At 73.3% G+C, this 17485-nt stretch carries 12 protein-coding genes; 6 read left to right on the top strand and 6 right to left on the bottom strand.

Annotated features, from left to right (window positions below):
* Nucleotides 1–80: 80 nt before the first annotated feature.
* Together OG338_RS06650 and OG338_RS06645 are read right to left on the bottom strand one after the other, a co-directional pair.
* Complete coding sequence (locus OG338_RS06650; protein ID WP_405936426.1) at nt 81–1178, bottom strand: nicotinate-nucleotide--dimethylbenzimidazole phosphoribosyltransferase; 1098 nt, start codon at nt 1176–1178, stop codon at nt 81–83.
* Nucleotides 1179–1337: 159 nt separating this feature from the next.
* Nucleotides 1338–2543: a bifunctional adenosylcobinamide kinase/adenosylcobinamide-phosphate guanylyltransferase gene (locus tag OG338_RS06645; protein WP_405936425.1), complete on the bottom strand. Its 1206-nt coding sequence runs from the start codon at nt 2541–2543 to the stop codon at nt 1338–1340.
* Nucleotides 2544–2651: 108 nt separating this feature from the next.
* On the opposite strand from OG338_RS06645, the gene OG338_RS06640 reads away from it, so the two are divergent.
* Nucleotides 2652–2864 (top strand): hypothetical protein, encoded by a 213-nt coding sequence (locus OG338_RS06640; protein WP_073863269.1) that lies wholly within the window; start codon nt 2652–2654, stop codon nt 2862–2864.
* 83 nt (nt 2865–2947) lie between these two features.
* Here OG338_RS06640 and OG338_RS06635 read toward each other — a convergent pair whose 3' ends face one another.
* The 3 genes from OG338_RS06635 to OG338_RS06625 all read right to left on the bottom strand — a co-directional run bounded on the left by OG338_RS06635 (nt 2948) and on the right by OG338_RS06625 (nt 5590).
* The gene (locus OG338_RS06635; protein ID WP_405936424.1) at nt 2948–4039 is read right to left on the bottom strand and encodes a S1C family serine protease; all 1092 of its coding nucleotides are present in this window, start codon (nt 4037–4039) and stop codon (nt 2948–2950) included.
* A gap of 109 nt (nt 4040–4148) precedes the next feature.
* Nucleotides 4149–4883, bottom strand: coding sequence for a class I SAM-dependent methyltransferase (locus OG338_RS06630; protein WP_405940337.1), 735 nt, complete (start codon nt 4881–4883; stop codon nt 4149–4151).
* A gap of 107 nt (nt 4884–4990) precedes the next feature.
* Complete coding sequence (locus OG338_RS06625; RefSeq protein WP_405936423.1) at nt 4991–5590, bottom strand: DUF3043 domain-containing protein; 600 nt, start codon at nt 5588–5590, stop codon at nt 4991–4993.
* Between the two features lie 274 nt (nt 5591–5864).
* On the opposite strand from OG338_RS06625, the gene OG338_RS06620 reads away from it, so the two are divergent.
* The 5 genes from OG338_RS06620 to OG338_RS06600 all read left to right on the top strand — a co-directional run bounded on the left by OG338_RS06620 (nt 5865) and on the right by OG338_RS06600 (nt 12338).
* Nucleotides 5865–6641, top strand: a complete 777-nt coding sequence (locus tag OG338_RS06620; RefSeq protein WP_073965547.1) for a PspA/IM30 family protein — start codon at nt 5865–5867, stop codon at nt 6639–6641.
* Between the two features lie 9 nt (nt 6642–6650).
* Nucleotides 6651–6929: a PspA-associated protein PspAA gene (gene pspAA / locus OG338_RS06615; protein WP_405936422.1), complete on the top strand. Its 279-nt coding sequence runs from the start codon at nt 6651–6653 to the stop codon at nt 6927–6929.
* A 124-nt stretch (nt 6930–7053) separates the two neighbouring features.
* On the top strand, nt 7054–8322 hold the full coding sequence (locus tag OG338_RS06610; RefSeq protein WP_405936421.1) for a sensor histidine kinase: 1269 nt from the start codon (nt 7054–7056) through the stop codon (nt 8320–8322).
* Entirely contained in the window at nt 8319–9014 is a 696-nt protein-coding gene (locus OG338_RS06605) for a response regulator (protein ID WP_405936420.1), read from the top strand. The genes OG338_RS06610 and OG338_RS06605 overlap by 4 nt, the downstream gene beginning before the upstream one ends.
* Nucleotides 9015–9188: 174 nt before the next feature.
* Nucleotides 9189–12338 (top strand): efflux RND transporter permease subunit, encoded by a 3150-nt coding sequence (locus tag OG338_RS06600; RefSeq protein WP_405936419.1) that lies wholly within the window; start codon nt 9189–9191, stop codon nt 12336–12338.
* 86 nt (nt 12339–12424) lie between these two features.
* On the opposite strand, the gene OG338_RS06595 is transcribed toward OG338_RS06600, so the two are convergent.
* Entirely contained in the window at nt 12425–17467 is a 5043-nt protein-coding gene (locus OG338_RS06595; RefSeq protein ID WP_405936418.1) for a tetratricopeptide repeat protein, read from the bottom strand.
* Between the last annotated feature and the right edge of the window lie 18 nt (nt 17468–17485).

Below are 17485 nucleotides of genomic sequence, written 5' to 3'. Positions count from 1 at the left end.
AAAGCGATCATATGGGGCATCGCGCTGCATGAGGGGGTGCTCCGCGGCCGGTGTCGGCCGGACGCGGAGCGGGGCCGGCGTCAGTCCGTCGGCTCGTCCTTCCCGTCCTTCTCGTCGTCCGTGCCGTCCTCCGCCGGCTCCGGCTCCCGCTCGGGCAGCTCGGCGGCCAGCGCGGCGGCGGCCTGGACGAAGGGAAGGGCGAGCAGCGCCCCGCATCCCTCGCCCACGATGACGCCGTGATCGAGCAGCGGGTTGAGCGCCATCCGGTCCAGGGCCTTCGACTGCGCCGGCTCACCGCTCAGCTGGCCCGCCAGCCACCAGTCCGGCGCCCGGAACGCGGCCCGCTGGCCGACCAGCGCCGCCGCCGCGCCGACCACCCCGTCCAGGACCACGGGCAGCCGCCGGACCGCGCACTGGAGCAGGAAGCCGGTCATCGCCGCCAGGTCCGCGCCGCCCACGGTGGCCAGCAGCGCCAGCTGGTCGCCCAGGACCGGGCGAGCCCGGCGCAGCGCGTCACGGATCGCCGCGCACTTGCGCATCCACGCCAGGTCGTCGATCCCGGCACCGCCGCGCCCGGTCACCACCGAGGCGTCCGTGCCGCACAGCGCCGCGATCAGCGTGGCCGCCGCCGTCGTGCCGCCCACGCTGAGGTCGCCGAGCACCACCAGATCGGTGCCCGAGTCGGCCTCCTCGTCGGCCACCGCGATCCCGAGCCGCACCGCGGCCTCGGCCTCCTCGGCCGTCAGCGCGTCCTCGACGTCGATACGGCCGCTGCCGCGCCGCACCCGGGTCCGTACGACGGCCTCCGGCAGCAGCTCCGGGTCGCAGTCCAGACCGGCGTCCACGATCCGCACCGGCACCGAGAACCGGCGGGCCAGGACCGCCAGCGGGGTCGAACCGTCCAGCGTGGCCCGGACCAGCTCGTGCGCGGTGGAGGCCGCCCGGCCGGACACATCGAGCCCGGCGATCCCGTGGTCACCCGCGAACAGCACCACACGCGGCTGCTCGACCGGCCGCACCGGCGCGGCCTGCTGCGCGGTCGACAGCCACTCGCCCAGCTCGTCCAGCCGGCCGAGGGCGCCCGGGGGCACGAGGAACCGCTCCCGGCGTTCCTCGGCATCGCGCCGTACGCCCCCGTCGGGGCGTTCGATCAGGTCGGAGAAGTCGTCCAGATTCACGGGGGTCTGCCTCGCGGGTCGATACGGGGAGTGGTCCGGGGAGCCCGGCGGCGGGCTCCCCGCGGAACAGTACCCGCCGCGTTTTCCGGACCCGGCCGGTACGGCCCGGCGCCCCAAGCCCCAAGCCCCTTGCCCCCAAGCCCCCGCCCCCGCGCCCCTTCAGCCGCGCAGCGCCAGCACCTGGCCCGCCACCACCAGCAGCACCTGCTCGCACTCCTCGGCCACCGCCGCGTTCAGCCGGCCCAGCTCGTCCCGGAAGCGCCGCCCGGCCGCCGTCGCCGGCACCACCCCGGAGCCGGTCTCGTTGGTCACCAGGACCACCGTGCGCCGCGTCCCGCGCACCGCCGCGACCAGCTCCGCCGTCCTGTCCCTCAGCGCCCGCTCACCGCCCTCCGCCCACGCCGCGTCGTCCCAGGCGTCCACCCGGTCCATCGCGTCCGTCAGCCACAGCGACAGGCAGTCGATGAGCAGCGGCGGCCCGTCCGACGACAGCGGCTCCGCGAGCTCACACGTCTCCTCGGTACGCCAGGCGGCCGGGCGGCGCTCCCGGTGCAGCCCGACCCGGGCCGCCCAGTCCGCGTCCCCGTCCCGGGCACCGCCCGTCGCCACGTACACGACCTCCGGATACGTCTCCAGGCGCCGTTCCGCCTCGACGGACTTGCCCGAGCGGGCGCCGCCGGTGACCAGGGTGCGCCGGGGGGTTGCCGGGGCCGGGGCGCGGAAGCCGCCGACCGTCAGCGTCGTGCCGTCCGGCACCGCCCGGGCCCCGGCGGCGGCGAGCCGGCGTGCCAGCTCGGGGGCGGGCGGCGCGTCGTGGCCCAGATGGACGGCGATCAGCTCGGTGGCGGGCCCGATCGCCTCGACGGCCCGCAGCCGTGCCACCGCGTCGGGCCGCCCGGTGACGTCCCCGGCGACCAGGTCGTACGGCTGCGCCACCGGGTCGGTCAGCCCGGCCGGCGCACCGCCCGGCGGGAGATACAGCAGCCGGGCGCCCTCCGGCGAGGTCACCTCGTATCCCGTGCCGGGCGCGTCCATCGGCACGGCCCGCACCCGGTGGCCGCTGATCAGCGTCAGCACCCGCCCGTCCGGGACCCGGCCCGCCGGGGGGAGCCCGACGGGCAGCTCGACGGCGGGGCCGTCGTGGGGGTGGGTCAGCAGGACCTGGCGTACGCCGGTGAGCGAGCGGCCGGCGCGGGCGGCGGCGAACACCGCCCCGGGCGTGAGGTCGAGCAGCAGCGCGTCGTCGACCAGGAGGGCGGTCGCGGCCCGGCTGCCGGTGCCGCGGGCGAGGGCGCAGGCGGCGCAGGGGCAGTCGGGCCGCGGCAGCCCGTCGGGGGCTCCGGTGCCGAGCAGAGTCAGTTCCACGCTCCGATCCTCCCGCGTCGCCGCGCGCGGTGCGCGACGTGGGCCCTCGAAGATCCGCCGCCCAGGCCATAGGCTTCCCGACGGGAACGACCTACCCGGGAGGCGCACATGGCGTGGACGTGGCGGTTCGAGAAGTCCGACGGTACGGAGACGGAGCCGGCCCTGAGGCCGGAGGAGTTCACGACCCAGGGCGACGCGGAGTCCTGGATCGGTGAGTACTGGAAGGAACTCCTGGACGGCGGGGCGGATCAGGTCACGCTCTTCGACGACGGTACGAAGATCTACGGCCCGATGAGCCTCCAGGCGGACGCGGCGGGCTGACGCCGCACGACTGCCGCCGGGCGGGCCCTCACGGACCCGTCCGGCGGGCAGCCGTCTTCGTACGGATTCGTGCGAAGCGCGGATCAGATCTCGCCGAGCGTGACCTCGGCCGTCTTCTGCGAGCTGCCCCGCGTGTACGTCACCTTCGCCCGCTGGCCCGGCTTGTGGCCGGCCAGTGCCTCGGAGAGCGAGGTGATCGTGGTGACCTTGGTGTCGTCCACCTTCACGATGATGTCGCCGGCCCGCAGCCCCGCCTTCTCGGCCGCGCCGCCGTTCTGCACGCTGACGATCGCGACGCCCGCCGGACGGTAGTCGTCGTTGACGACCGTGCGGCCGGTGATGTCGAGCGCCGCCCGGCCCGAGTCGGTGACCTTGCCGTTCTTGATGATCTGGTCGGCGACCGTACGCACCATCGAGGCCGGGATCGCGAAGCCGATGCCGGGCGCCGCGCTGTCGCCCATCTGGGGGTCGGAGGCGGCGAGCGTCGGGATGCCGATGACCTGGCTGTCCAGGTTCACCAGGGCCCCGCCGCTGTTGCCCGGGTTGATCGCCGCCGAGGTCTGCACCATGTTGGCGATGGTCGCCCCGGTGCCGCCGCCCGAGCGGCTCTCGCTCACGGTCCGGCCGAGGGCCGACACGATGCCCTGGGTGACGCTGCTGGACAGGCCGAGCGGCGAGCCCATCGCCAGCACGATCTGCCCGACCGCGACCTTCTCCGAGTCCCCGAACTTCGCGGGCCGCAGCCCGTCGGGCACGTCGTCCAGCTTGATGACGGCCAGATCCTGCTGGGGGTAGGCGGCGACCAGCGACGCCTTCATCACCTTCTCGCCGGTGGCCACGGTGACCTTGAACGTCTTCTCGTCGCCGACGACGTGCGCGTTGGTGACGATATGGCCCTTGGTGTCGTAGACGACCCCGGAACCCAGGCTCTCGGAGGCGTCGATCTGCACGACCGACGGCAGCACGTCGTTGATGGCCGACTGGTACGCGCTCTGCAAGTCACCGTCGGCCTTCGCGGCCGGACCGGGCTGCGCCGAGCCGGACGCCGTCGCGTCCGGCCCCGCGGCGGGAGCGCTCGAACCGGAACAACCGCTCACCAGCGCGATCGCGCAGACACCCGCGGACAGGGGCAGCAACAGCCGCCGCGCACGGCGGCGGGAGTGAATGGCATCCATGTCCGGATTATTACTTTTGCTCCCAGGGGTGGCCCGTTGAGCGCGGCCAGAGGGGGAGTATCAAGCCCGCCCGGCGATCGAGGGCGATTTCAGCCCCGTACGCCACACATCAACCCCGTACGCCACACAGATGCAACAGCGCCGCGACCCCGCGATACGGGTCCGTCCGGCCCGCCCGGTCCTCCGCCGCGAGCACCCGTTCCAGCTCGGCCGCCGGCGGCAGCTCCACATCGTTGCTCACGTTGTCCGTGAAGAGCCGCACCCCGTACCAGGCGTGCAGCGGCGCCGCGATCGAGGCCAGCGTCGCCGTCAGCGCCTCCAGCCGGTCCGCGCGTACGGACAGGCCGAGCCGGTTCGTATACCGGTCGGAGTCGAACGCGGCCAGCGCCCCCGCGAAGTCCCCGGTCATCCCCGGCCGCATCGCCAGCGCGTCGGCGTTCCGCACGAGCAGGGACAGCAGCCCGCCCGGCGCCAGCATCCGGGCCAGGCCCGCCACCATGGCGTCCGGCTCCTGGACGTACATCAGCACACCGTGGCAGAGGACCACGTCGAAGCTGCCGGGCAGGAAGTGGACCCCGGTGTCCTGGCCGTTGCCCTCGATCAGCCGCACCCGCTCGCGGATGCCGGCCGGTTCGCCGCCCAGCGCCTCACGGGCGAGCCGCAGCATCTCCGCGTCGGACTCCAGACCGGTCACGGTGTGCCCGGCCCGGGCCAGCCGCAGCGCCTGAGTGCCCTGGCCCATGCCGACGTCCAGGATGCGCAGCCGCTGCCCGACCGGGAAGCGGGCCGCGATCTGCTCGTCCAGCTGCCGGGCGACCAGCTCCTGGCGCACGGTGTTGCGCAGGCAGGTCAGGCCCTTGGTCCAGGCCGCCGAGGCCCCGGCGAAGCCGGAGACGACACCGGACGGCCGGTCGGCGGACACCCCGTCGACCTGGCCGGACGGCTCGGTGCTCAGGGCCGCTCCCCGCGCTTGACCTGCGGCTTCGGCAGACGCAGCCGACGCATCTGGAGCGTACGCATCAGGCCGTAGGCGACCGCGCCGCGCTTCGGCGTGTCCGGGAACCGCGTGTTCAGCTGCTTGCGCAGCCGGAACGCGAGCCCGATCGAGTCGATCACGATCAGCACGATCACGATCAGCCAGAGCAGCAGCGAGATGTTCTGGATGCCCTGCACCTGGATCACGCTGAGGATCAGGATGACCACGGCCAGCGGCAGGAAATATTCCGCGATGCAGAAGCGGGAGTCCACGAAGTCGCGGACGAAGCGGCGCACCGGCCCCTTGTCACGCGCGGGCAGATAGCGCTCGTCACCACTGGCGAGCGCCTCCCGCTGCTTGGCCAGGTCCACACGGCGCGCCTCGCGCTGCCGCTTCGCGGCCTCCTTGCGGTCGAGCGGCGCACCACTGGAGGCGCGACGGCGCTGCGTCTGGGCCTCGCTGCGCTTGGGGGTGGGGCGACCCTTGGGGGCCTGCGGGTCGCGGGGCGTCTTGGAGAGGTCCGCCGGCACCTTGTCGGTGGGGGCCTTCTCTTCCTTGGAGCGGCTACGGAACACAAGGCCCAAGGGTACGGGGTCGCTCGCGGATCCCCGCGGGCCGCCCGGGAACGATCCGGCAACGGCCTGCGTCCTTGACCGTGTGAGAGCGGCCGATACGGGCCTCACCTACTCCCTGGGCCGGAGCGCGACGAGGGCACAGTCGTCCTTGGGGAGGAGCCCATCCATGCTCGAACAGTGCGGTAATAGAGACAGGGCCCGTACTGTGGGTTCTGTTGGAGTGCTGGAGCCCAGTTGAGTCAGAAGGGGGCGCGCGAAGCCCATGAGCGGTGTCATGAAGCGTATGGGGATGATCTTCCGCGCGAAAGCGAACAAGGCCCTTGACCGGGCCGAGGACCCGCGCGAGACCCTTGATTACTCGTACCAGAAGCAGCTGGAGCTGCTTCAGAAGGTGCGTCGCGGAGTCGCCGACGTGGCGACCTCGCGCAAGCGGCTGGAATTGCAGCTGAACCAGTTGCAGGGCCAGTCCTCGAAGCTGGAGGACCAGGGCCGCAAGGCGCTCGCGCTCGGTCGCGAGGACCTGGCCCGCGAGGCGCTGTCGCGCCGCGCCGCCCTCCAGCAGCAGGTCACCGACCTGGAGACGCAGCACACCACGCTCCAGGGCGAGGAGGAGAAGCTCACTCTCGCGGCCCAGCGCCTTCAGGCCAAGGTGGACGCCTTCCGGACGAAGAAGGAGACCATCAAGGCCACCTACACGGCGGCCCAGGCACAGACCCGGATCGGCGAGGCGTTCTCCGGCATCTCCGAGGAGATGGGCGACGTCGGCCTGGCGATCCAGCGGGCCGAGGACAAGACGCAGCAGCTCCAGGCCCGCGCCGGTGCCATCGACGAGCTGCTGGCCTCCGGCGCCCTGGACGACCCGACCGGCACGGCGAAGGACGACATCGCCGCCGAGCTGGACCGGATCTCCGGTGGTACGGATGTGGAGCTGGAGCTTCAGCGCATGAAGGCCGAACTGGCCGGCGGCTCCTCCTCGCAGCAGGCGATCGAGGGCGGCCCGCAGGACGCCCAGCAGCAGAACAGCCAGTCGCACAAATTCGACAAGAACTGAGGCGGCGTCATGATCGTACGGATCATGGGGGAGGGCCAGGTGGTCCTGGCCGACAGCCATCTCGCCGAGCTCGACAAGCTCGACGACGCCCTGCTGGCCGAGATGGAGCGCGGTGACGGACCAGGCTTCCGCTCCACGCTCCACGCGCTCCTGGCCCGGGTGCGCGAGCTCGGCTCACCCCTGCCGGACGACTCCCTGGAGCCGTCCGAGCTGATCCTGCCGTCGCCGGAAGCGACCCTCGAAGAGGTACGCGCCATGCTCAGCGACGACGGTCTGATCCCCGGCTGACGCCGACCGCCCTCCAGCACCCGCACCCGTGCCCCGCGCCCGCCCGACGGACGCGGGGCACGGGTGCGTCCTGCCGGTCGGGGCCGGACCGGGCCGCGAGCGGCACGCCGTAACGTAGCCCGACGTGACCACCCTCGGAACCGGGGCCCTGCGCATCCGCCACTGGCTGCGCGCCCACCCCCTCGCGCTGGACGGCGCGCTCGCCCTGGGCGTGCTCGTGGCCATGGTCTTCGCCTCGTTCGTGGACCCCGGCGGGCACGACGGGCCCACCTTCGGCGCCCGCACCCCCGCCGCGAGCAGCCTGCTGCTGATGCTGCTCAGCGCGCTGGCCCTGATCCGGCGCCGCCGCGAACCGATGGCGGTGCTCGCCGCCACCGGGGCGCTGACCGTCGTGGAGCTGGTCACCGCGGACCCGCCGGCCCCCGTCGTGATGAGCGCCGTCATCGCGCTCTGCACCGTCGCCGCCCGCACCGACCGGCCCACCACCTGGCGGGTCGGGCTGCTCACCATGGCCGCGCTCACCGCCGCCGCCATGCTCTTCGGCTCGCCGCCCTGGTACAGCCAGGAGAACCTGGGCGTCTTCGCCTGGACCGGGATGGCGGCGGCCGCGGGCGACGCGGTCCGCTCCCGGCGCGCCTTCGTCGACGCGATCCGGGAGCGAGCCGAACGCGCCGAACGCACCCGCGAGGAGGAGGCCCGCCGCCGGGTCGCCGAGGAACGGCTGCGCATCGCCCGCGATCTGCACGACGTCGTCGCCCACCACATCGCCCTGGTCAACGTGCAGGCCGGGGTCGCAGCCCACGTCATGGACAAGCGCCCCGACCAGGCGAAACAGGCCCTCGCCCATGTCCGCGAGGCCAGCCGGTCCGCGCTCAACGAGCTACGGGCCACCGTCGGCCTGCTCCGCCAGTCCGGCGACCCGGAGGCGCCCACCGAACCGGCCCCCGGCCTCGCGGTCCTCGGCCAGCTGGTGGAGAGCGTGCGCCAGGCGGGGCTGCCCGTCGAGGTGGCCTGCGCGGCCGAGGGCGAGCCGCCGCTGCCCTCCGCCGTCGACCTGGCCGCCTACCGGGTGATCCAGGAGGCGCTGACCAACGTCCGCAAGCACGCGGGCCCGGGCGCCAGGGCCGAGGTGAGCGTCGTACGGGTCGGGGCCACGACCGAGGTCATGGTCCTGGACAACGGCCGCGGGAACGCCGGGGGCGCCGACTCCGCGTCCGGCGGCGGCCACGGCCTGCTCGGGATGCGCGAACGCGTCACCGCCCTGGGCGGCACCCTCACCGCGGGTCCCCGCTACGGGGGCGGCTTCCGGGTCCATGCGATCCTGCCCGTCGAGGCCCGCGCGCAGGAGCCCGGTCGGCCGGGCGCGCCGGGCCGGACGGGGGAGAACGCATGACACCGGCCATCAAGGTCCTGCTCGCCGACGACCAGGCGCTGCTGCGCAGCGCGTTCCGGGTGCTGGTCGACTCGGAGCCCGACATGCTGGTGGTGGGCGAGGCGGCGGACGGGGCGCAGGCCGTGGAGGTGGCCCGCGCCGAGCGGCCCGACGTGGTGCTGATGGACATCCGGATGCCCGGTACCGACGGACTCACCGCCACCCGCATGATCAGCGCCGACCCGGATCTCGCGGACGTCCGGGTGGTCATGCTCACCACCTTCGAGGTGGACGAGTACGTGGTGCAGTCGCTGCGCGCCGGGGCCTCGGGCTTCCTCGGCAAGGGCGCCGAGCCGGACGAACTCCTCAACGCGATCCGGATCGCCGCGGGGGGCGAGGCGCTGCTCTCGCCGGCCGCGACCAAGGGCCTGATCGCCACGTTCCTCGCGCAGGGCGGCAGCGGGGTGGCGGACGGGCCGGGGGCGGCCGCGTACTCGGAGCGGCTGGCGGCCCTCACCACGAGGGAACGCGAGGTGCTGGTCCTGGTCGCGGGCGGGCTGTCCAACGACGAGATCGCGGAACGCCTGGTCGTCAGCCCGCTCACCGTCAAGACGCATGTGAACCGGGCGATGGCGAAGCTGGGCGCCCGGGACCGGGCACAACTCGTGGTAATCGCGTACGAATCGGGCCTGGTGCGCCCACGGGTGGAGTGAGGGTGCAGCCGGGGCGTACTCCACCTGCGGTATGCGCGGCGTGAGAAAGCGACCCTGGGGCCGAGGACTTTCGTCCCGGTGATCGGCGATCGTATAGGTGGGCTGGATCTGTCCCCCGGGCACGCCCCGGCATCCCGCCCACCTGCCGCGTAAGCCACAGAAAGAGACCCACCCATGTCCTGGCTGTCCAGATTCAGCCTCGCGCAAAGGGCCCTGATCGGTCTGATCTCGATCGTCGCGCTCGTGTTCGGAGCGATCGCGATCCCGCAGCTCAAGCAGCAGCTGCTGCCCACCATCGAACTGCCGATGGTGTCGGTGCTCGCCCCGTACCAGGGTGCGTCCCCCGATGTGGTCGAGAAGCAGGTCGTGGAACCGCTCGAGAACTCCATCAAGGCCGTCGACGGCGTCACCGGCGTCACATCGACCGCCAGCGAGGGCAACGCCGTCATCATGGCGTCCTTCGACTTCGGGGACGAGGGCACCAAGCAGCTCGTCGCCGACATCCAGCAGGCGGTGAACCGGGCCCGCGTCCAGCTGCCCCAGGACGTCGACCCGCAGGTCATCGCCGGCTCGACGGACGACATCCCGACCGTCGTCCTCGCCGTCACCTCGGACAAGGACCAGCAGGCCCTGGCCGACCAGCTGGACCGCACCGTCGTCCCCGCCCTGGAGGACATCGACGGCGTCGGCCAGGTCTCCGTCGACGGTGTGCGCGACCTCCAGGTCTCCGTCACCCCGGACGACAAGAAGCTCGCCGCCGCCGGACTCAACGCGGCCGCGCTCTCCCAGGCCCTCCAGTCGGGCGGCGCGACCGTCCCGGCCGGTGCCTTCTCGGAGTCCGGCAAGAGCCGCACCATTCAGGTCGGCGGCGCCTTCACCTCGCTGAAGCAGATCGAGGACCTGCGGGTCACCGGTCAGGACCCGGCCACCGGCAAGCCCGGCAAGCCGGTCCGCCTCGGTGACATCGCGACCGTGAAGCAGGAGGCCGCCACCGCGGACTCCATCACCCGCACCAACGGCCGCCCGAGCCTCGCCGTCATGGCCACGATGGACAAGGACGGCAGCGCCGTCGCCATCTCGGACGCCGTCAAGGACAAGCTCCCGGACCTGCGCAAGGACCTCGGCTCCGGCGCCGAGCTGACCGTCGTCTCGGACCAGGGCCCGGCCGTCTCCAAGGCGATCTCCGGCCTGACGACCGAGGGCGCGCTCGGCCTGCTCTTCGCGGTCATCGTGATCCTGGTCTTCCTGGCCTCGCTGCGCTCCACCCTGGTCACCGCGGTCTCCATCCCGCTCTCCGTGGTCCTCGCGCTGATCGTGCTCTGGACCCGCGACCTGTCGCTCAACATGCTGACGCTGGGCGCGCTCACCATCGCGATCGGCCGGGTCGTGGACGACTCGATCGTCGTCCTGGAGAACATCAAGCGCCACCTCGGCTACGGCGAGGAGCGCCAGTCCGCGATCATCACCGCGGTCAGGGAGGTGGCCGGAGCGGTCACCTCGTCCACCCTCACCACCGTCGCCGTCTTCCTGCCGATCGGTCTCGTCGGCGGCATGGTCGGCGAGCTGTTCGGCTCGTTCTCGCTGACCGTCACCGCGGCCCTGCTGGCCTCGCTGCTGGTCTCGCTGACCGTGGTCCCCGTCCTGTCGTACTGGTTCCTGCGCGCCCCCAAGGGCACCGCCGAGGACCCGGACAAGGCGCGCCGCGAGGCCGAGGAGAAGGAGGCGCGCAGCCGCCTCCAGCGGATCTACGTCCCGGTGCTGCGGTTCGCCACCCGGCGCCGCGTCACCAGTGTCGTCATCGCCGTCGCCGTCCTCTTCGGCACCTTCGGCATGGCGCCCCTGCTGAAGACCAACTTCTTCGACCAGGGCGAGCAGGAAGTCCTGTCCATCAAGCAGAAGATGGACCCGGGCACCAGCCTCGCGGCCTCCGACGAGGCGGCGAAGAAGGTCGAGAAGCTCCTCGCCGACGACGACGGCGTCAAGGACTACCAGGTCACCGTCGGCTCGTCCGGCTTCATGGCCGCCTTCGGCGGCGGCACCGGTTCCAACCAGGCGTCCTACCAGGTCACCCTGAAGGACTCCGCCGGGTTCGAGGCCACCCAGGACCGCATCGAGAAGGGTCTCGCCAAGCTCGACGGCATCGGTGACACCACCATCAGCGCGGGCGACGGCTTCGGCAGCCAGGACCTGAGCGTCGTGGTGAAGGCCGCCGACGCGGACACCCTGAAGAAGGCGTCCGAGCAGGTCCGCGCCGAGGTCGCCAAGCTCAAGGACGTCACCGACGTCCAGAGCGACCTGGCGCAGAGCGTCCCGCGGATCTCGGTGAAGGCCAACGAGAAGGCCGCCGACGCCGGTTACTCCCAGGCCACGCTCGGCGCGGCCGTCGCCGGAGCGGTGCGGGGCACCCCGTCCGGCAAGGCGATCATGGACGACACCGAGCGTGACGTCGTCGTGAAGTCGGCCCACCCGGCCACCACCATGCAGGAGCTGAAGGACCTTCCGCTCGGCAAGGTGAAGCTCGGCACCATCGCTGATGTGAAGCTGGTTCCCGGACCGGTCTCCATGACCCGGATCGACGGCCAGCGCGCCGCGACCATCACCGCCCGGCCCACCGGCGACAACACCGGCGCGGTCAGCTCCACGCTCCAGACGAAGATCAAGGCCCTGGACCTCCCGGAGGGTGCCACCGCCACCATCGGCGGTGTCTCCGAGGACCAGGACGACGCCTTCAAGAACCTGGGCCTGGCCATGCTGGCGGCCATCGCGATCGTCTTCATGCTGCTGGTCGCCACCTTCCGGTCGCTGATCCAGCCGCTGATCCTGCTGGTCTCGATCCCGTTCGCCGCCACCGGCGCGATCGGTCTGCTGCTCGTTACCGGCACCCCGATGGGCGTCCCGGCGATGATCGGCATGCTGATGCTGATCGGCATCGTGGTGACCAACGCGATCGTGCTGATCGACCTCATCAACCAGTACCGGGCCCAGGGCCTGGGCGTGGTCGAAGCGGTCGTGGAGGGCGGGCGCCACCGTCTGCGCCCGATCCTGATGACGGCCCTGGCGACGATCTTCGCCCTGCTCCCGATGGCGCTCGGCGTAACCGGCGAGGGCGGCTTCATCTCGCAGCCGCTGGCCGTCGTCGTCATCGGTGGTCTGATCACCTCGACGCTGCTGACGCTCCTCCTGGTGCCGACGCTGTACGCGATGGTGGAGCTCCGCAAGGAACGCCGCCGGAACAAGAAGGCCGCCAAGCGGGCCGCGAAGGCCGGCACCCCGGCCCCGGCGGAGGCGCGGGAGTCCGGCGAACCGGAGCCGACGCGGGCCTGACCGGCCCGGCCTGATTGATCCGGCAACACCAGGGGCCCGGCCCGCACGCTCGTGCGGACCGGGCCCCTTCGTGTGTACGGGTGTGGTCAGGCGGCCCAGCTGAGCGCCTTGATCATGCGGAGCCACAGCTCCCCGTACGGCTCGGCGTACTGGACACTGAGGCCCGCGATCTCCCGCAGCAGCCGGGCGCGGATCTCCTCCGGAGCCCGCGGGATCAGGTCGGCCAGCTCCTCCGGTTCGATGCCCTGGGCGACTCCCGAGAGGACCATGCTCACCTGGGCGTGGGTGAAGGAGGACAGCCGGTCCTCGAAGACCTGCCCCTCGATGGCGGCCGCGTGCATCAGGGAGGTGCCGTCACCGGCTTCCAACGCCCGTTCCACATAAGCCTGGAGCGTGTCCCGGTCCTCCACCAGCGCGTAGGCGGCGTCCATCCCCTCCGTACGGGAGATGTCCAGGACGGCGACGTGCGAGAGCGGGGTGTCCGGGGACGGCCGGACCTGAAGGAGGCGCGGATGGTCCTCCAGGTAGGCCCGCGAATCGGCCCAGGACGCGCAGCCCACCCACTCGGTCAGCTGCCCCGAGAGGATCAGCGGATCGTAGGCGGAGGTCACCCCGTGGTCGAGCACGAACGCGCGGAGCGCGGCGTGCTGCTGCGCGGTGGCCGGATCGAGCAGCGCCAGTTCTTCGAGCGCCGTCGCGGCCGCCTCGCTGCCGAGCGTGTCGGCGTACCGGGACCAGAGGTCGCGCGACGCGGGCCAGTCGGGCGCGAACATCCAGGTGCCGACCGCTTCCAGCGTGGCGGCCGAGAGCGAGAGCCAGTCGGGCGCGGGGCCATGGGTCTCCGCCTCCCACGCCTCACGCACCTCCTGCCGGTCGTCATGGGCGCGCAGGGCCCGCCGCGCCCGTACGGTCACCAGGTCGGGGCCGTCCTCCGGTTCGAGGCCGGCGTCCCGCCCGAGGAACGACGCGAGTGCGCGTACGCCCTCCGAGGGCAGCGGGTCGGGGCAGTCCAGCAGGAAGATGCTCCGCTCGACACCGAGCCGCCGGGCGGTCACGGGATGGGCCTCGGCGAACTCGGCCGCGGTGGTCGCGTATGCCTCGGCCGCCGAGGCGTGGTCGCCGGTACGGGCGAGCGCGCGGGCCAGGTCACCGACCGCGTGTGTCAGGTCGTCGGCGAGGGCGCGCGGGTTCTCCATGGCCGGCGCACGGTAGGTGGCGACGGCCTCCCGCGCCGTCTCCACGGAGCCTTCGGGGTCGCCGTTCATCCCCCGCAGCTTGCCGAGGCTTCGCAGGGCGCGCGCCAGATCGGGAAGGCGGGCGCCGCCGTGCTCCGCCACGAGCAGGCGCCAGAGCTCCACCCCTTCCCGGGCCACCGGCAGCACCTCCGCCGGGCTTCCGGTGTCGGCGAGATTCTGGGCCAGGGTGCCGAGGGCTCCCGCGAGGGTGGGGCGCAGGACAGGTGAGTCCGGGACGAGTTCACGCAGGAGCGCGACGGCCTCCGCCGCGACCGTCAGCCCTTCGTCCGGTTCCCCGGCCCGGTTCAGATGGCCGGCGAGGTTGGTGAGGGCGGTGGCCAGGTCCGGGCGGTAGACGGCGGGTTGCAGCAGGGCCAGTTCCCGGCGGAACGCGACCGCCTTCAGGCCCGCCGAGACCGCCCCCGACAGATCGCCCAGGGTCGCGCAGTGGTTGCCGACGTTGCTGAGGACCGTCGCGTACTCCGGGAGGAACGCCTCCCGGTCCCCGGCGACGAGGCGTTCGTAGAGTTCGGCGGCTTCCTCGGCATGCGTCATGGCCTCCGCGGGCTCCCCGTCGGCGGCCAGGTGCGTCGCCAGGTTGTTGACCATCGCGGCCAGCCCGGGCAGGCCGGCCAGGGGCGCGCTCTTGACCACTTCGCGCTGGAGCTGAAGGGCCTGGCGCGCGAACAGCACCGCCGTGGTGCGGTCCCCGGTCGCGGCGGTCTTGTTGGCCATGGACGTCAGGGCCCGGGCAAGATCGGGGCGGAAGATCTCCGGGTGCTCTGTCGAAAGCGCGGCGAAGGTACGCGCGGCCTCACGGGCGGAAGCAAGGGCTCCCTCGTGGTCCCCGCTGGCGGAGAGCAGGTCCGCCAGGTTGTGGAGGGCCGTGGCCAGGTTCGGCCGGAAGGCGGCCGGGTGGCGTTCGACGAGCTCCCGGCAGATCTCCACGGCCTCCCTCGCGGGCTCCAGGGACCCCGCGAGGTCGCCCACGTCATGCCGGTGCACGGACAGATGGGTCAGGGACCCCGCCAGGGCTGCCCGCAGGGCGGTGGGACGGCGTTCCGCCAGTCCCCGGTTCCCCTCGACCGCCGCCTCCGCGTGCGGCAGGGCGTCCGCGTGGCGTCCGACGGACCTGAGGGTGTAGGCCAGGTTGCTCTGGGAACCGGCGAGCGGACCCAGGAACTCGCCCGGGCGCGCGGCGGTCAGTTCGGTGTAGATCTCGACGGCCTCCTGCGCGGGGGAGACGGCGGCCCGGCGCTCCCCGGCCTCCGCCAGCTCCACCGACAGGTTGTTCAGGGTGGCGGCGAGGTGCGGGCGGAAGGCCGCCGGGTCCTTCTCGGCCAGCCCCCTGAAGGCGCCGACGACGTCCCGTGTGAGCGTCAGCGCACCCTGGTGGTCACCGGTTTCGGCGAGCCTGCGCGCGAGCGTGGCGAGGGCCACGGCGAGGTCGCCCCCGGATGCGTCGCCCCCCGCCGCGGTGACGGCTTGCTGGAGCGCGGCCGCCTCCCGGGCCGGGGCCAGCGCCGCCTCCCGGTCCCCGAGTTCGGCGTACCGCTTGGCGAGGTTGATGAGGGGGCGGACCAGTGCCGGTGTACGGGAGCCGGGCTCGGCCTCCTCCAGCGTCCGCAGGAGGCCGACCGCCTCCTGGGCCGTACGCAACGCCTCCTCCAGGTCCCCTTCCGTCCCCAGGCGCTCCGAGAAGCCGTGCAACGCGTGGGCCAGCAGCGGCACCACGACCGGCCCGAGCCGCCGCGCCAGCACCCGCAACGCCTCGATCCCCGGCGCACCCGCCCGTACCGCATGCCACGCGAGCGCCCGCACCACATACGGGTCCACCGCCCCCCAGCCGCCGCCCGGCACCTCCCGCTCGGCGTGCGCGACGAGCGCCGCGAGCACCACCTCGGCGGCCTCGGCCCCGCCCGCCACCGGCCGGGACGCGAGGTGCGACACGAACTCCCGGTGGTACAGCCGGTAGACCGCCTGCCCGTCCTCCGCGTCCTCCACGATGTAACGCCCGTACGCGGACAGCACCCAGTCCACGTCGCTCTCGTCGTACGGCGTCTCCCGGCCGCCCAGCGCCCCGGCGACCTCCTCCCAGACGCCCCCGGCGGGCATCCCGCGCCCCGCTGTCCAGGCCAGCGCGGTCAGCAGATCGCGCGCGGCGGAAGGGAGTTCGGCGCCGTCCGCCAGGACCCGGACCGGGCCCGCCCGCAGGTCGTCCTCGAACGCGGCCTCGATGGACTCCGGCAGACCGGCCCGCCAGGCGTCCCCGGCGGCCTGCCCCCGCGACAGCAGCGAGCCCGTCACCAGCCGGGCGAACAGGAACCCGCCGCCCACCGCGGTGGCCCGCGCGGCGACCGCCTCGCCCGCCTCCCGCGCCCGGTCCGCCGGGAAACCGCCCGCCTCGCACCGGCGGACCACATACGCGGCGATGTCCTCCTCGGTGTCCGGCTCCTCCTCCAGGTCCGCCGTGGTGACGGCCGCCCCGATCAGCCGGGCCAGCGCGTCCGGCAGGGTCTCGTCCGGGTGCCCGTCGTCGTCCGCCAGCCGGGCGCGGAACGCCCGCTCCCGCGAGCCCAGCAGCACCGGGACCGCCCGGCTGAGTGGGAAGACCAGCTCCTCGGTCATGGCTTGCAGATGCTCGACGGGCACTTCGTCCAAGCCGTCCAGGACCAGCACCGGACGCCGGCCCAGCTCGCGCAGCTCACCCCGGAAGTCGTCCGTGTTGCGCGGCTCCGGCAGCCCGAGCCGCGCGGCCAGCTCCACGGCCGCCTGAAGCGGGCTGAGGCCCCGCAGATGCACCGCAGCGAGCGCGTGTCCCGGGCCGGGGTCCGGGTCGCCCGCACGCAGGCCGCCCTGTGCCTCGGTCTCCGCGCGCCGCACCGGGTCGGTGAGCGTCGCGATCCGGCCGAGCACCGCCGACTTGCCGGAGCCCGCCGGGCCGGTCACCAGGAAGAGCCCGGCCGCATCCGCCTCCAGCCAGTCGGTGATCCGGCCCAGGACCTGCTTCCGGCCCGTGAAGAACGAGCCCTCCTCGCGGAACCCGACGCCCCGGGCCGCGTGCACCAGATGCTCCACCAGCCGCGCGGGCGCCCCGGGCACATGGCGCGGGTTCGGGAAGACCGGCCGCCCGGTGCCGAGGGCGGCCGGGACCGGCGTCTGCCCCTCGCCGCGCCACCGCTCGCCGAGCGCGGCCAGCACGTCCGGGCCGCTGACCCACGCGTTGTGGGCGCTCCACGCCGAGCGGTACTCGCTGGTGGCCGGGCCCTCCCGCAGCACCTCGGCCAGCGCGTCGAGCAACGGACCGGCCCCGTCCGAGGTCTCCCCGCGCCGGCAGCTCGTCATCATCCCGAACCACTGGACCCGGCCGGGCGGCGCGGACGTGGTCTCCCAGCGCCGCAGCGCCTTTTCCAGACCCCGGCCCACGGCGTCCCCGGCATGGCAGGCGTCGATGATCACCAGAATCTGGTCGGCCCCCGACGCCACCGCCTCGTTGACCAGCGTCTCCGGCGACACCCCCCGCCGCAGGACCCGCGCGTCCCGGGTCACCGGCTCGGCGTCCAGGTCCAGATCGCTGAGCACCAGGCGCAGTTCGTCGTCCACCAGCACGCCGTGCCCGGACCACACGATGATCGCGGGCTTCCCCGCGCCGGACGCGTTCCACCCCTCGCTCCACGCGGTGAGATCCCGGTCGAAGGCGTCCCACGACGGGCTGCCCCCACCCGCCACCCGCGTCGCGATACCCAGCGCCTCAAGGCGGTTGACGATCCCCTCCATCTGGACCGTCGCACCGGTCAGCCGCGGAAAGGTTCGCTCGTCGGCGTACGTCTCACACACCACACACAACGCCGTCCCCACGGTCCCGCCGCCCACCACATCCGCCTCATCCGCCATCGGGCGCTCCGCCTTCCG

Source organism: Streptomyces sp. NBC_00726 (genome assembly GCF_045161735.1).
Lineage (GTDB): Bacteria > Actinomycetota > Actinomycetes > Streptomycetales > Streptomycetaceae > Streptomyces.
Note: the sequence above shows the minus strand (reverse complement) of the source record. Positions and strands in the feature narration are given on the sequence as shown.

What these genes read in the sequence shown, in the direction of transcription:
- OG338_RS06640 (WP_073863269.1), top strand. Translation starts at nt 2,652, where the DNA reads ATGGCGTGGACGTGGCGGTTCGAGAAGTCCGACGGTACGGAGACGGAG.
- OG338_RS06635 (WP_405936424.1), bottom strand. Translation starts at nt 4,039, where the DNA reads ATGGATGCCATTCACTCCCGCCGCCGTGCGCGGCGGCTGTTGCTGCCC.
- OG338_RS06620 (WP_073965547.1), top strand. Translation starts at nt 5,865, where the DNA reads ATGAAGCGTATGGGGATGATCTTCCGCGCGAAAGCGAACAAGGCCCTT.
- pspAA (WP_405936422.1), top strand. Translation starts at nt 6,651, where the DNA reads ATGATCGTACGGATCATGGGGGAGGGCCAGGTGGTCCTGGCCGACAGC.
- OG338_RS06605 (WP_405936420.1), top strand. Translation starts at nt 8,319, where the DNA reads ATGACACCGGCCATCAAGGTCCTGCTCGCCGACGACCAGGCGCTGCTG.
- OG338_RS06600 (WP_405936419.1), top strand. Translation starts at nt 9,189, where the DNA reads ATGTCCTGGCTGTCCAGATTCAGCCTCGCGCAAAGGGCCCTGATCGGT.
- OG338_RS06595 (WP_405936418.1), bottom strand. Translation starts at nt 17,467, where the DNA reads ATGGCGGATGAGGCGGATGTGGTGGGCGGCGGGACCGTGGGGACGGCG.